The 12,685-nt window shown below is 62.0% G+C and carries 13 protein-coding genes and 1 pseudogene; 9 read left to right on the forward strand and 5 right to left on the reverse strand.

The features are described from left to right. The first annotated feature begins 12 nt into the window (after positions 1-12). From cobT to FFM53_RS15320, 3 genes and pseudogenes are all read left to right on the forward strand, one after another. On the forward strand, positions 13-1,914 hold the full coding sequence (gene cobT / locus FFM53_RS15310) for a cobaltochelatase subunit CobT (protein WP_020051849.1): 1,902 nt from the start codon (positions 13-15) through the stop codon (positions 1,912-1,914). Between the two features lie 13 nt (positions 1,915-1,927). Next, the gene (locus FFM53_RS15315; protein WP_138389553.1) at positions 1,928-2,965 is read left to right on the forward strand and encodes an esterase-like activity of phytase family protein; all 1,038 of its coding nucleotides are present in this window, start codon (positions 1,928-1,930) and stop codon (positions 2,963-2,965) included. Between the two features lie 184 nt (positions 2,966-3,149). Further along, a pseudogene (locus FFM53_RS15320) lies at positions 3,150-3,714 on the forward strand (ATP-binding protein). Between the two features lie 6 nt (positions 3,715-3,720). Here FFM53_RS15320 and FFM53_RS15325 read toward each other — a convergent pair. Together FFM53_RS15325 and rpmB are read right to left on the reverse strand one after the other, a co-directional pair. After that, entirely contained in the window at positions 3,721-4,356 is a 636-nt protein-coding gene (locus FFM53_RS15325; protein ID WP_138331707.1) for a VUT family protein, read from the reverse strand. Positions 4,357-4,468: 112 nt separating this feature from the next. Further along, complete coding sequence (gene rpmB, locus FFM53_RS15330) at positions 4,469-4,765, reverse strand: 50S ribosomal protein L28 (RefSeq protein ID WP_003543341.1); 297 nt, start codon at positions 4,763-4,765, stop codon at positions 4,469-4,471. A 243-nt stretch (positions 4,766-5,008) separates the two neighbouring features. Between rpmB and FFM53_RS15335 the strand changes: the two genes are divergently transcribed. Continuing rightward, positions 5,009-5,791, forward strand: a complete 783-nt coding sequence (locus tag FFM53_RS15335) for a DUF3108 domain-containing protein (RefSeq protein ID WP_029871080.1) — start codon at positions 5,009-5,011, stop codon at positions 5,789-5,791. Positions 5,792-5,821: 30 nt separating this feature from the next. Next, on the forward strand, positions 5,822-6,712 hold the full coding sequence (gene yddG, locus FFM53_RS15340; RefSeq protein WP_138331705.1) for an aromatic amino acid exporter YddG: 891 nt from the start codon (positions 5,822-5,824) through the stop codon (positions 6,710-6,712). Between the two features lie 116 nt (positions 6,713-6,828). Here yddG and FFM53_RS15345 read toward each other — a convergent pair whose 3' ends face one another. Both FFM53_RS15345 and gloB read right to left on the reverse strand, forming a co-directional pair. Then, positions 6,829-7,251 carry a cupin domain-containing protein gene (locus tag FFM53_RS15345; RefSeq protein ID WP_138331704.1) on the reverse strand — a complete coding sequence of 141 codons (423 nt, stop codon included), beginning with the start codon at positions 7,249-7,251 and terminating at the stop codon, positions 6,829-6,831. Further along, entirely contained in the window at positions 7,251-8,021 is a 771-nt protein-coding gene (gene gloB, locus FFM53_RS15350) for a hydroxyacylglutathione hydrolase (protein ID WP_138331703.1), read from the reverse strand. Before gloB ends, FFM53_RS15345 begins: the two co-directional genes overlap by 1 nt. A gap of 53 nt (positions 8,022-8,074) precedes the next feature. Between gloB and FFM53_RS15355 the strand changes: the two genes are divergently transcribed. The 4 genes from FFM53_RS15355 to FFM53_RS15370 all read left to right on the forward strand — a co-directional run bounded on the left by FFM53_RS15355 (position 8,075) and on the right by FFM53_RS15370 (position 11,536). Further along, complete coding sequence (locus FFM53_RS15355) at positions 8,075-8,866, forward strand: class I SAM-dependent methyltransferase (protein ID WP_130727549.1); 792 nt, start codon at positions 8,075-8,077, stop codon at positions 8,864-8,866. A gap of 224 nt (positions 8,867-9,090) precedes the next feature. Beyond that, positions 9,091-10,188: a histidinol-phosphate transaminase gene (gene hisC / locus FFM53_RS15360; protein ID WP_171600146.1), complete on the forward strand. Its 1,098-nt coding sequence runs from the start codon at positions 9,091-9,093 to the stop codon at positions 10,186-10,188. Continuing rightward, a complete protein-coding gene (locus FFM53_RS15365; protein ID WP_138389554.1) occupies positions 10,185-11,108 on the forward strand; it encodes a prephenate/arogenate dehydrogenase family protein in 924 nt (307 codons plus the stop codon). Before hisC ends, FFM53_RS15365 begins: the two co-directional genes overlap by 4 nt. An 8-nt stretch (positions 11,109-11,116) precedes the next feature. Further along, a complete protein-coding gene (locus FFM53_RS15370; RefSeq protein ID WP_138389555.1) occupies positions 11,117-11,536 on the forward strand; it encodes a GNAT family N-acetyltransferase in 420 nt (139 codons plus the stop codon). 97 nt (positions 11,537-11,633) lie between these two features. Here the strand turns inward: FFM53_RS15370 and FFM53_RS15375 are convergent, their stop codons facing one another. Continuing rightward, the gene (locus tag FFM53_RS15375) at positions 11,634-12,635 is read right to left on the reverse strand and encodes a DUF2125 domain-containing protein (RefSeq protein ID WP_062941176.1); all 1,002 of its coding nucleotides are present in this window, start codon (positions 12,633-12,635) and stop codon (positions 11,634-11,636) included. Positions 12,636-12,685: the final 50 nt, after the last annotated feature.

Raw genomic sequence — 12,685 nt, forward strand, 5'->3', positions numbered from 1 at the left:
GACCGACCGATCATGGCAGCTCGCGGTGACAATTCGAAAGCAAAGCCCGGCGCGCCTGTCGACGTCGAGCCATTGCGCCGGGCGATAACCGGCTGCGTGCGCTCGATCGCCGGCGACGGCGACGTCGAGGTGACCTTCGCCAATGAACGGCCGGGGATGACCGGCGAGCGCATTCGGCTGCCGGAACTTTCCAAGCGGCCGACGGCGCATGAGCTGGCGGTCACCCGCGGTCTCGGCGATTCGATGGCGCTGCGGCTCGCCTGCCATGACGAGAAGGTGCATGCGACGATGGCGCCGCAGGGCTCGGATGCCCGGGCGATCTTCGATGTGGTCGAGCAAGCGCGTGTCGAATCGATCGGCGCGCTGCGCATGGAGGGCATGGCGTCGAACCTGCGCTCCATGACGGATGAGAAATATTCCAAGGCGAATTTTACCGGCATCGAGCGCCAGGAAGACGCACCGGTCGGCGAAGCGGTTGCGATGATGGTGCGCGAGAAGCTGACCGGCCAGCGCCCGCCGGCCTCCGCCGGCAAGGTGCTCGACCTTTGGCGTGACTTTATCGAGGACAAGGCAGGGTCCGAACTCGACAATCTGTCGAGCGCGATCAACGACCAGCAGGCCTTCGCCAAGGTCATCCGCAACATGCTGTCGGCCATGGAAATGGCCGAGGAATACGGCGACGACGACAGCGACGCCGACAATGACGACCAGTCGGAGCAGGAAGACCAGCCGAGCGGCGACGAACAGGACCAGGACGAGGTCGACGAGGATGCCGGCACCGATGCCGCCCCCGTCGAGGACAGTGAAGTCGCCGACGAGCAGATGGAGGACGGCGAGACCGAGGGCGCCGAAATCTCCGACGACGACATGATGGAAGAGGGTGAGGACGATTCGGAAACGCCGGGCGAGACCCGCCGGCCGAATACGCCTTTTGCCGATTTCAACGAGAAGGTCGATTATCACGTCTTTACCGAAGAGTTCGACGAGATCATCACCGCCGAGGAACTTTGCGACGCCGCCGAGCTGGAGCGCCTGCGCGCCTTCCTCGACAAGCAGCTGGCGCATCTCCAGGGGGCCGTCGGCCGTCTCGCCAACCGGCTGCAGCGCCGCCTGATGGCGCAGCAGAACCGCTCCTGGGATTTCGACCTGGAAGAGGGTTATCTCGATCCAGCCCGGCTGCAGCGTATCATCATCGATCCGATGCAGGCGCTCTCTTTCAAGATGGAGCGCGACACCCAGTTCCGCGATACCGTCGTTACCCTGCTCATCGACAATTCCGGCTCGATGCGCGGCCGGCCGATCACGGTTGCCGCCACATGCGCCGACATTCTCGCCCGCACGCTGGAGCGCTGCGGCGTCAAGGTCGAGATCCTGGGCTTTACGACCAAAGCCTGGAAGGGCGGGCAGGCGCGTGAAAACTGGCTTGCCGGCGGCAAACCGCAGACGCCGGGCCGCCTCAACGACCTGCGTCATATCATCTACAAATCGGCCGACGCGCCGTGGCGGCGCGCGCGCGCCAATCTCGGGCTGATGATGCGCGAGGGCCTGCTCAAGGAAAATATCGACGGCGAGGCGCTGATCTGGGCGCATAATCGCCTGCTCGCGCGCCGTGAGCAGCGCCGTATCCTGATGATGATCTCTGACGGCGCGCCGGTGGACGATTCGACGCTGTCGGTCAATCCGGGCAATTATCTGGAGCGGCACCTGCGCGCCGTCATCGAACAGATCGAGACGCGCTCGCCTGTCGAACTGCTGGCGATCGGCATCGGCCACGACGTGACGCGCTACTATCGCCGCGCCGTGACGATCGTCGATGCGGACGAGCTTGCCGGTGCGATGACCGAGCAGCTTGCCTCACTGTTCGAGGACCAATCCGTCCAGCCGCGCGGCGGCCGGATTCGCCGTGCCGGCTGACGTCGCTGGAAGAATGACAGTCAAGCGCCTCTGCCGTGCGGCGTCGATCGCTCTCTGCATCGCGGCCGGCGCTTCCTCGTCATGGGCCGGCGACGACGTGCCGGTCATTAGCCGGCAAATCTCCGATTTCAGGATCGGCTCTTCGGAGACGCAATTCGGTTCGCTGGAATTTCTCGGCGGGCTGGAAGTGGTCTCCAGCCGAGCGCTATTCGGCTCGCTCTCCTCCATCCGTTTCCGGCCGGACCAAAAACATTTCGTCGTCGTGCTCGACACCGGCCAGTGGCTGACCGGCAGCATCGAGCGCGACGTCAAGGGCAGGCTTTCCGGCCTTTCGGATGTCGAGATCACGCCGATGAAGAACAGCGCCGGGCGCAGCTTCGAGGGCAAGGGACATATGGATGCCGAAGGCCTGGCGCTCGACGGCGACCGGATCCTGGTCTCCTTCGAGCAGGCTCATCGCGTCGATGTCTATCCCGATCCCGGCTTTGCCGGCTCGGGAGTGATAGCCACCCTGCCGATCCTCATCCCGCGAAAGATGCTGGACGACAACCGCGGCATCGAAACCATCGCCGTGGCGCCGGCATCCAGCCCACTCAAGGGCGGCGTGGTCATCGTCTCCGAACGCGGTCTCGACAGTGACGGCAATCGGCTGGCGGCCATTCTCAGCGGGCCGCTGAAAGGCCGTTTCTCGGTTAAGCGAGACGGCAGCTTCGACATCACCGACGGTGCCTTCCTGCCGAACGGCGACCTGCTGCTGCTGGAGCGCCGCTTCAACATGGCCGAAGGCATCGGCATGCGTCTTCGGCGCATCAAGGGCGCCGACATCAGGCCCGGCGCCGTCGTCGACGGCGACTTGCTGCTGGAAGGCAATTTCAACTCGCAGATCGACAATATGGAAGGGCTCGATGCTTTCCAGGCTGCCGACGGCACGACCCATATCATTCTAGTGTCGGACGACAATCATTCGATCCTGCAGCGCAATCTGATGCTGGAATTTCGGCTTTCGGAAGAGGCCGCGTGGTCAGCGCCGAGTTCCCGGAAGCGGAATTGATCCTAGCCATCGGCCCGAAAATCGGAATCGATTTTCGGAAAGCACGATGCGTAGATTCAAAATGTTAGAGCGTCCTTTGTGCGTCCGAAAGGACGTAGACGTCAGACTGATGTCATATGCCTCGGCTATCCCGCCGCAATCGGTCGGCTTGCGACATCGGGAAAGCAGCCTCGGAGGGAAGTTCGTGGCGCATATTCATGTCATGGGCGCGTCCGGTTCAGGCACGACATCACTCGGCCGTGCGCTTGCCGAGAAGCTCGATATCGCCCATCTCGACACCGACGATTTCTTCTGGTTACCGACCGATTCGCCCTTCACGACGCCGAGGGATGCCGACGAGCGCATCGGGCTGCTCCTCGATGAGGTGGCGCGGCATGACGGCTGGGTCCTCTCCGGATCGGCGCTGAAATGGGGAAGGCCGCTCGAGCCGCTTTACGATCTGATCGTGTCCCTCAGGATCGACTCGGAGCTCAGAATGGCGCGCATCCTTGCGCGGGAGATTGCCCGATACGGCAATAGAATCAGGCCGGGCGGCGACATGGCCGTAAAAGCGGGGAATTCCTGGAATGGGCGCCAGCTACGATACGGCCGGTCGCGAACGCCGCAGCCTTGTGGCACATGAGCAATGGCTGGAAACACAGACAGCGCCGGTGCTGCGGCTCGATTCATCGCTAGGTATCGACGATCTGACGGCAGAGGTGCTGCTGCATCCGGCCCTCGCCGCCGACGCGGTCCGGCGGCGTCCGTAACTTCAGCTAGCTGGCGCGAGCAGCCTGCATCGGCCGCAGCACATTCATCAGTGCGCCATAAGGCAGCAGCATGACGAGGCCGACGATCATCTTCACGGCGAAATCGCCGATCGCCCAGGAAATCCAGCGCGGAGCCTCCGCGGCGAAGACGCCGAGGATGGGGGCTGCTTCCAGCGCAAAGGGATCGTTCGGGCCGAGGAAGACGAAAACGGCGGCGAAGGACAACGAGAAGAACATTACCGTATCGAGCGCCGAGCCGATCAGCGAACCGACCAGTGGCGCGCGCCACCAGGCTTGGCGGCGGAGGCGGTTGAAGACGGCGATATCGAGCAGCTGGCCGGCGAGATAGGCCGAGCCGGAGGCGATGGCGATACGCGGCACTGAGGTGAAGAAGGAGAGCGTCACGCCGACGACGAAGCCGGCAAACACGACCTTGCGGGCTGCCTGCGGGCCGAACTGACGATTGGTCAGATCGGTGATCAGGAAGGCGATCGGATAGGAGAAAGCGCCCCAGGTCAGGATGTCGGCAAGGTTGATGCCGGCGACTTCGGCGTTCAGCGGAAACTGGACGAGGAAGTTGGAGGCGACGACGACGAGCGTCATCAGCGCGACATAGGCGATGGTATAGCGGGTCTTCAGCATTTTTTTATCCTGGGTGATGCCACCAGTTGGAGGAGCAAACCGGCAAAGCAAAAGGCTTGTCCGGTATTATCCGTTCAAGCCTTTTGAAGCCGTATAAAAGAAGGGCAGAAGCTTACGCAGCAGCGGCTTCAGCAGTCTTCTTGGCGATCTGACGGCGCAGCAGGCGAGCGCGCATCGACAGTTCGTTTTCGCTGGCCTTCAGCAGGAAGGCATCGAGGCCGCCACGATGCTCGACGGTGCGAAGAGCGGCAGCCGAAACGCGAAGACGATAACGCTGGTTGAGAGCGTCGGAAATCAGCGTTACCTGGCACAGGTTCGGCAGGAACCGGCGCTTGGTCTTGTTGTTGGCATGGCTGACATTGTTACCAGTCAGGACGGCCTTGCCGGTCAATTCGCACACGCGGGACATGGAACACCTATTCTTGTTTTTCTCGGGCCATCGAATTGCCATTCCCGGCAAAGCCAGGCGCGCAATCCAACGGGCATGATTGGAAAGTTGCGGTTCTATAGTCAGACAGGCTGCTCGCGTCAAGCCAAACCTTGGCCTTTCCCGCAATTCTGTCAAAAAGCTGCTGTTTTCTTCCCTTCGCGGCAGGAGTATAGAGCGCTCAGCAAGGGCCTGCCAGCGCGCAGCAAGACAAGGCTTTTTTCCATGGCTCATTCGGGCAGACGGATTTTCATTTCGGCCATCGCCGCACTTCTTGCCATACCGGCATCGGCGGCCGAAATCCAGCATCGGACGGAATACCGGGTGGCGCTCGCCGGCCTGCCGATCGCGCGCGCCGCGTTCCTGACGCAGATCGAGGACGATCACAGCTACAAGATCGCCGGCGACATCAATTCTGCCGGTCTTGCCGATCTCGTCACGACGATTTCGGCCAAGACCAGCGTCACCGGCGTAGTTCGCAATGACAGATTGCAGGCGCAAAAATACTCTCTCTACTACAAGAGCGGCAAGCGGAAGGCCCGCTTCTACGAGGTCAGCTACCGCAACGGCAACATCATCTCGGCGACGACGACACCGATGCCGAAGCGTCCGAAGAACTGGATCGACGTCACGCCGCGCGACATGCGCTCGGTGCTCGACCCGATCTCCGGCCTGGTCTTCACCGGCGACACCAAGGTCTGCTCGCAGACGCTGCCGATCTTCGATGGCGAGACACGCATGGATCTGGTGCTGTCGCCGAAGGGCGACGAGGATTTTTCCACCAATGGCTTCAAGGGCAAGGCGACCGTCTGCAGCGTGCGCTTCGTACCGCGCTCGGGCTACAAGAAGGGCCGCAAGGACATCGACTATCTCAGCAAGAGTAACCGGATGGAAATCTGGTTTGCCAAGTCGGACGCGGCAAATGTATACGCTCCTGTCTATGTGCGCATTCCAACCGAATATGGAATGGTGACGATCACTGCCGTCAAATACGGCAGCAACAGCTGACGGGGCTTCTGCCTCCGTGAAGGGGGACAGGTGAAGCTTCGCGCGACGTTGATCGGTTTTACGGCCATTCTGATGTGGTCGTTCCTGGCGTTGTTCACGGCCGCCTCCGGCAAGATGCCGCCGTTCCAGCTTTCGGCCGTCTGCTTTGCGATCGGCAGCCTTCCCGGCCTTGTGGTGCTTATCCTCAATCCCGCGCGGCTGGCGCTGCTGAAGCAGCCGGCCAAGGTCTGGATAACAGGCATTGCGGGGCTGTTCGGTTATCATTTTCTCTATTTTACCGCGCTCCGGAACGCGCCGGCGGTGGAGGCGGGGCTGGTCGCCTATCTTTGGCCGCTGCTGATCGTCGTCGGTTCGGCGCTGCTGCCGGGCGAACGGCTGCGCTGGTATCATGTGGCGGGTGCGCTTGCCGGACTTTGCGGTACCTTCCTGATCGTTGGCCGCAACGGCGTCGATTTCGACGGCGCCTATGCCGTCGGTTACGGTGCCGCCTTTCTCTGCGCCTTCACATGGTCCGGTTATTCGCTGCTAACGCGGCGTTTCGACGCCGTCTCCACGGATGTCGTCACCGGCTTCTGCCTTGCGACCTCCATGCTGTCGCTCTTCTGCCATCTCGGCCTTGAGACGACCGTCTGGCCGGAAACGATTTTCGAATGGGTCGCCGTCGCCGGGCTCGGGCTCTTTCCGGTCGGTGCTGCCTTCTACGCGTGGGATTACGGCGTCAAGAACGGCGATATCCAGATTCTCGGCGCGGCAAGTTATGCAGCACCTCTGCTTTCGACGCTTATTCTGGTGCTGTTTGGATTTGCCGAGCCGAGCTGGCGCATTGCTCTCGCCTGCCTGCTCGTCACCGGCGGGGCGGTGCTCGCCGCTCAGGACATGTTTCGCCGCAAAGTTCCGGCGCAGCCTGCGGCTGCAGCATAGGCCTTAGAACAGGATGACTTTAGGCCCGGTCGGCCTAAAATCTGAATCCTGTTCTAAATTAGATAGTTGGAGCATGATGTCGCCCGAAAACCGCTCACACTTTTCGGCATCATGCTCTAGCCGCCTGGCTTCCAACCGGGTGGCGCCATCTCGAAGCTCGAGAATTCGAAGCCGGGTGAGACGGTGCAGCCGACCAGGGTGAAATCGCCGAGGGTTTCGGCCGATTGCCACCAATTGGCGGGAATGATTGCTTGCGGCCGCTCGCCGGCAGGAAGATTCGTTCCGAGCGTCAGGGTCTCGCTTGCCGTTCCGTCTTCCGACCGATGCAGCGAGAGCGGCGCGCCGGCGTAATAATGCCAGACCTCGGCCGCATCATGGACACGATGCCAGTGCGAACGTTGCCCCCTGGTCAGCAGATAATAGATCGCCGTCGAATGGCCGCGTTCTCCGCCCGCCGTATCGCGGAACGTCTGCACGTACCAGCCACCTTCGGGATGCGGCTGCATGCCGAGTTCGCTGATGATGTCCTCAGGCGACATCAGAAATGGTCCTTGCGCTTGCGGATCTCTGCAAAGACTTCCTCGTTGGTCTTACCTTCCATCAGCAGATTGCGGCGGATCGCCGGATCGGCGGCGCGCAGAAACGGGTTGGTTTCCTTTTCCAGCCCCAGCGTCGTCGGGATGGTGAATTTGCCGTCGGCGCGCAAGGCCTCGATCTCGGCGGCGCGGTTCTTCAGTCGCTCATTGTCGGGATCGACGGTCAGCGCGAAGCGGGCATTGGACAATGTGTATTCATGGCCGAAATAGATGGCGGTCTCATCGGGCAGCACGGCGAGTTTCTGCAGGGAATGCCACATATCGGCGGCCGGGCGTTCGAACAGCCGGCCGCAGCCGAGCGCAAACAGCGTGTCGGCGGCAAACAGCAGCTTGTCATCGGCAAAGTAATAGCAGATGTGGCCGGCGGTGTGGCCGGGCGTCTCGATGACGTTGACCGTGTGATCGCCGAAAAGGAAGCTGTCGCCATCGGCCATCGTCCGATCGAGGCCGGGAATGGCAATGGCCTCGTTGATCGGGCCGATGATCTCACAGCCGAACTGTTCCTTCAGTGCCAGGTTGGCAGTGACATGGTCGGTGTGATGATGCGTGGTGAAGATATGGGTGATTTTCCAGCCGCGACGTGTCGCCGCTTCCAGAATCGGCGCCTCCTCCGGCGCATCGATCGCCGCGGTAAAGCCTGTCTCCGGATCATGCACGAGAACGCCGAAATTGTCGGTGCGGCAGAGAAAAACGTCTAATTCCAAAGGTTTCATCGTTCAATAATCCCTTATCCCAGGAGTCTCGCGGAAATGTAGAGGTTCCGGCCTTGAAGTCCAACCGCCCGCTGATAACATTTGTCGCAATGCACGCCGATATCGTCGACTTACGCCAGTTCTATCATTCCGAGCTCGGACGTCTTGCCGAGCAGTCGATCGCCATGGCGCTGTCCTCGCTCTGGGTGCGGCTGCCGCAGGAGCGTCTGGTCGGTCTCGGTTATGCCGTGCCCTTCCTCGATCGCTTCCAGGCCGATACCGAACGCACCTTCGCCTTCATGCCGGCCGGGCAGGGCGCGGTGAACTGGCCGATGGGCTCGCTCTCGACGACGGCGCTGGTTTTCGACGAGGAATTGCCGCTGCCGGATTCCTCGATCGACCGGGTGCTGATGGTGCATTCGCTGGAATTTGCCGAAAGCCCGCGCGAGACGCTGAAGGAGCTCTGGCGGGTGCTGGCGCCGGGCGGACGGCTGGTCATCGTCGTGCCGAACCGGCGCGGCGTCTGGGCACGCATGGAGCATACGCCCTTCGGTTCGGGCCGGCCCTATTCCCGCGGTCAGCTGACAAATCTGCTGCGCGAGACGAATTTCACGCCGGGCGCGACGGCTGAAGCGCTGTTCTTCCCGCCTTCGAAGCTCAGAACCATCCTGCGCCTGCGGCGCGCCTTCGAGCGGATCGGCCGAACGCTTTGGCCGGCCTTCTCGGGCGTCATCATCGTCGAAGCGCAGAAGCGGCTCTATCAGGGGCTGCCGGTTGCTGCGCGGGCCTCCCGCCGCGTCTTCGTGCCGGTTCTCGCACCTCATGGCGTGCCGACCACACGCACGACAGCGCCGCGCGTCTTTTAAGACGCGCAAAGGACGCTGTAGCACTTTGAATGCTGCATAATTTTATCCTTAAATCGATTCCGATTTAAGGAATTATGCGGGAGCTGACGTCGCTCCCGGCGGTGTCCAACTGCTTGTGTCACGCCCATAGCTCTCGACAACAATCGCATTCCGCTTTAATGCCACTTGGTGTTTTTCAGCCCGGATTTACCGGCAATTCCAAGGTCGAACCCATGAGCGTTGAGATGAGCAAGCCCGTTCCGCGTCCCGGTATTCTCGATATCGCAGCCTATGTGCCGGGCAAGGAACATGCGCCGGGTGTTGCCCGTGTCTACAAGCTCTCGTCCAACGAAACGCCGCTCGGCGCCAGCCCGAAGGCAATTGAGGCCTTCAAGACGGTTGCCGACAATCTGGGGCGTTATCCCGACGGGCAGGCGATCGAACTGCGCGAGGCGATCGCCGCCGTGCACGGTCTCAATCCGGCAAACATCCTCTGCGGCAACGGTTCGGACGAGCTGCTCGGCCTGCTCTGCCATGTCTATCTCGGCGCCGGCGATGAGGGCATCATCACCGAGCACGGCTTCCTCGTCTACAAGATCCAGATCCTGGGCGCAGGCGCCACGCCTGTCGTCGTCAAGGAGAAGGACTATACCGTCGATGTCGATGCGATCCTTGCCGCGGTGACGGAGAAGACGAAGATCGTCTTCATCGCCAATCCCGGCAATCCGACCGGCACCTATGTTTCCGTCAGCGAGATCCGCCGCCTGCAGGCCGGACTGCCGAAACATGTCGTCCTGGTGCTCGATGCGGCTTACGCCGAATATGTGCGCCGCAACGATTATGAAGCCGGCATCGAGGTCGTATCCTCCAATGCCAACGTGGTGATGACCCGCACCTTCTCGAAGGCCTATGGTCTTGCGGCGCTGCGCGTCGGCTGGATGTATGCGCCCGCCGAGATCGTCGACGCGCTGAACCGCGTGCGCGCGCCGTTCAACTTGAACGCACCGGCAATCGCCGCCGCAGCCGCTGCCATCCGCGATCAGGCCTTCATCCAGCAGGCCGTCTCCTTCAACCAGATGTGGGTGGAGACGCTGACCCAGGCGCTCGAAGCGATCGGGCTGAAGGTGACGCCGTCCGTCGCCAATTTCGTCCTCATCCATTTCCCCGAGATCGACGGTAAGCGCGCCGCGGATGCCGACGATTTGCTGACGAGCCGCGGTTACATCCTGCGCGCCGTGCGCGGTTATGGCTTCGCCAATGCGCTGCGCATGAGCATTGGCCCCGAGGAGGCCAATCGCGGCGTGATTGCCGCGCTCACCGAATTCATGGGTCATCAGCCATGAGCGTGCAGTTCGATCGTATCGCGCTGATCGGCATCGGCCTGATCGGATCGTCGCTCGCCTATGACATCAGGCGGCTTGGCCTTGCGAGGGAGATCGTCGTCGCCACACGCAGCCCCGATACGCTGAAGCGCGCGGAAGAGCTTGGCCTCGGCGATCACTATACGGCGTCGTCGCAGGATGCCGTCACGGATGCCGATCTGGTGATCGTCTCGGTGCCGGTCGGCGCTTCGGAAAGTGTGGCGAAGGAGATCTCGGGAAACCTGAAGCCCGGGGCCATCGTCACCGATGTCGGTTCGACAAAGGCTTCTGTCATTGCGCAGATGCTGCCGCATATGCCTGATAATGTGCATTTTATCCCCGGCCATCCGCTGGCCGGCACCGAGAAATCCGGCCCGGATGCCGGCTTTCCCGGCCTCTTCGAAGGTCGCTGGTGCATTTTCACGCCGGTCGCCGGCACCGATGAGACGGCGCTGAAGCGGCTTCGCAGCTTCTGGGAAGCGCTGGGCTCGAAAGTCGACGAGATGGATGCCGAGCATCACGACAAGGTGCTCGCCATCGTCTCACACCTGCCGCATATCATCGCCTACAATATCGTCGGCACCGCCGACGATCTGGAGACGGTGACGGAATCGGAAGTCATCAAATATTCCGCCTCCGGCTTTCGCGATTTCACCCGCCTTGCTGCCTCCGACCCGACGATGTGGCGCGACGTCTGCCTGCATAACCGCGATGCGATCCTCGAAATGCTGGCACGGTTCTCGGAGGATCTCGCCTATCTGCAGCGCGCCATCCGCTGGGGCGAGGGCGACAAGATATTCGAACTCTTCACCCGCACGCGCGCCATCCGCCGTTCGATCGTCCAGGCTGGCCAGGATGTCGACGCGCCGGATTTCGGCCGCCATGCGCTAGACAAGAAGTAGCCGCGGCGATGGTGGAGGTGGCACGTGCCGGCCGGGCGGATATCGACTGGCTGGCGCGCGAGGATGCTAGCGCCGGTGCGGCATGGGTATCGCGCTGCGTCGCGCTCGGCGAATATCTGGTTGCCAGGGAGGCCGATGAGATTGTCGGTTTCCTGCGCTTTTCCCGCTTCTGGGGCAGGGTTCCCTATATGGAAATGATCCGCGTCCTGCCCGGTCACCGCCGGTCGGGCGTCGGCACGGCGCTGTTTCTCGCCTGGGAAGACGCTATGCGCGGCGACGGCGCCCGCCTGCTGATGACGTCGAGCGAATGCGACGAAAGCCGGCCTCAGGACTGGCATCGCCGCAACGGATTTTCCGAAACCGGTGCGATCGAGCTGCCCGACCTGCAATCGGTGCCGGAAGTCTTCTTCATCAAGCGAATCGCCTGAAGCGCCTCGCGTCGAGCCGGAATCATGCGACGCGCTTCAGGCCTTTCCTATGCATCCCGTTATCCCAGAAACCTCTGGACACTTTTGGGGGGATGCATCAGATCGGCGGAATCCGGCCGAGCGGGATGAAACCGCTGACGGTGGCATTGCCGCGATCGACGACGAGATCGACAGAGACTTTGTCGCCGCCGCCGGCAAGCGCCTTCAAGAGCTTGGTCGCCGTATTGACGGTCGAGGCGATATCCGGAAAGGCCTGTTTCAGGCTGTCCCCCCAAGGACCGAGCTGTTCGATCTCCAGCTTGAATTTTCCCGAGAGCAAGCCCTGCTCATCGAAGGAGAAGGGGCCGGTGAGCGTCATCACCTTGCCGTCGCCGATGTCGGCGACGATGCGGCGCAGGTCGCCGGTGGCACCATTGAGGCCGTTCCGGTCACTGCCGTCGATCAGGCCGGCCTTGCCGGCGACGGTCAGATCGATGCTGGCAGACAATTTCGGGAAGATCTGCGGCCAGTCCTTGATCGCCGCGTTGGCGTCCTGCACGGAAATCGCACCGTCGAGATCGGCACCATTCTGGCGCAGATGGATTTCGGTGCGAGCGGCATCGAAGCTCATGGTCTGGCCGGTGTAGGAGGAGACGGCCATCGCCTTCAGACCTTCGATGACGGTCGAGCTGCGGTCGACGCCCTGCAGCCTGGTTGCAAGACTTGCCTGCAGGTCCGTCCATTGGGCCGAGATCGAAAGGCCGTTGCTGGTGCGGATTTCGGCCGGCGAATCGAGTTCCCAGACGATATTGCCGGGCGCATAGACCTGGGCTGCCGAACGCAGTGCGCCGAAGGTGGCGGAGACGCCGTTGACATTGTCGTCGACGTCAATCTTCGAGCAGAACAGACCGATACGGAAGGGATAGCCGCGGAATTCGATATCGGAGCATTCGCCGCTGACGCCTGCCTGATCGCGCGGCGCGATCGCTTTCAGCACTGTGTTCTTCAGCGCCGAGGCCGCATAGAACCAGCCGCCGGTATAAAGCGCAATCACCAGGAGGACGCCTCCACCCAGCAACCAGAATTTCTTACCGCTGCCGGATTGGCTTGACGCTGCCATGATGTTCTCCAATGGTGAATCGCAAATGTGATTCCCGGTCTGGCGTGCGA

The organism is Rhizobium indicum, assembly GCF_005862305.2.
In the GTDB taxonomy this organism is placed as follows: Bacteria; Pseudomonadota; Alphaproteobacteria; order Rhizobiales; family Rhizobiaceae; genus Rhizobium; species Rhizobium indicum.

Bases quoted from the DNA above. Each gene is read 5' to 3' on its own strand.
- cobT (WP_020051849.1), top strand. From the start codon at position 13: ATGGCAGCTCGCGGTGACAATTCGAAAGCAAAGCCCGGCGCGCCTGTC.
- FFM53_RS15315 (WP_138389553.1), top strand. From the start codon at position 1,928: ATGACAGTCAAGCGCCTCTGCCGTGCGGCGTCGATCGCTCTCTGCATC.
- FFM53_RS15325 (WP_138331707.1), bottom strand. From the start codon at position 4,356: ATGCTGAAGACCCGCTATACCATCGCCTATGTCGCGCTGATGACGCTC.
- rpmB (WP_003543341.1), bottom strand. From the start codon at position 4,765: ATGTCCCGCGTGTGCGAATTGACCGGCAAGGCCGTCCTGACTGGTAAC.
- FFM53_RS15335 (WP_029871080.1), top strand. From the start codon at position 5,009: ATGGCTCATTCGGGCAGACGGATTTTCATTTCGGCCATCGCCGCACTT.
- FFM53_RS15345 (WP_138331704.1), bottom strand. From the start codon at position 7,251: ATGTCGCCTGAGGACATCATCAGCGAACTCGGCATGCAGCCGCATCCC.
- gloB (WP_138331703.1), bottom strand. From the start codon at position 8,021: ATGAAACCTTTGGAATTAGACGTTTTTCTCTGCCGCACCGACAATTTC.
- hisC (WP_171600146.1), top strand. From the start codon at position 9,091: ATGAGCAAGCCCGTTCCGCGTCCCGGTATTCTCGATATCGCAGCCTAT.
- FFM53_RS15365 (WP_138389554.1), top strand. From the start codon at position 10,185: ATGAGCGTGCAGTTCGATCGTATCGCGCTGATCGGCATCGGCCTGATC.
- FFM53_RS15370 (WP_138389555.1), top strand. From the start codon at position 11,117: ATGGTGGAGGTGGCACGTGCCGGCCGGGCGGATATCGACTGGCTGGCG.
- FFM53_RS15375 (WP_062941176.1), bottom strand. From the start codon at position 12,635: ATGGCAGCGTCAAGCCAATCCGGCAGCGGTAAGAAATTCTGGTTGCTG.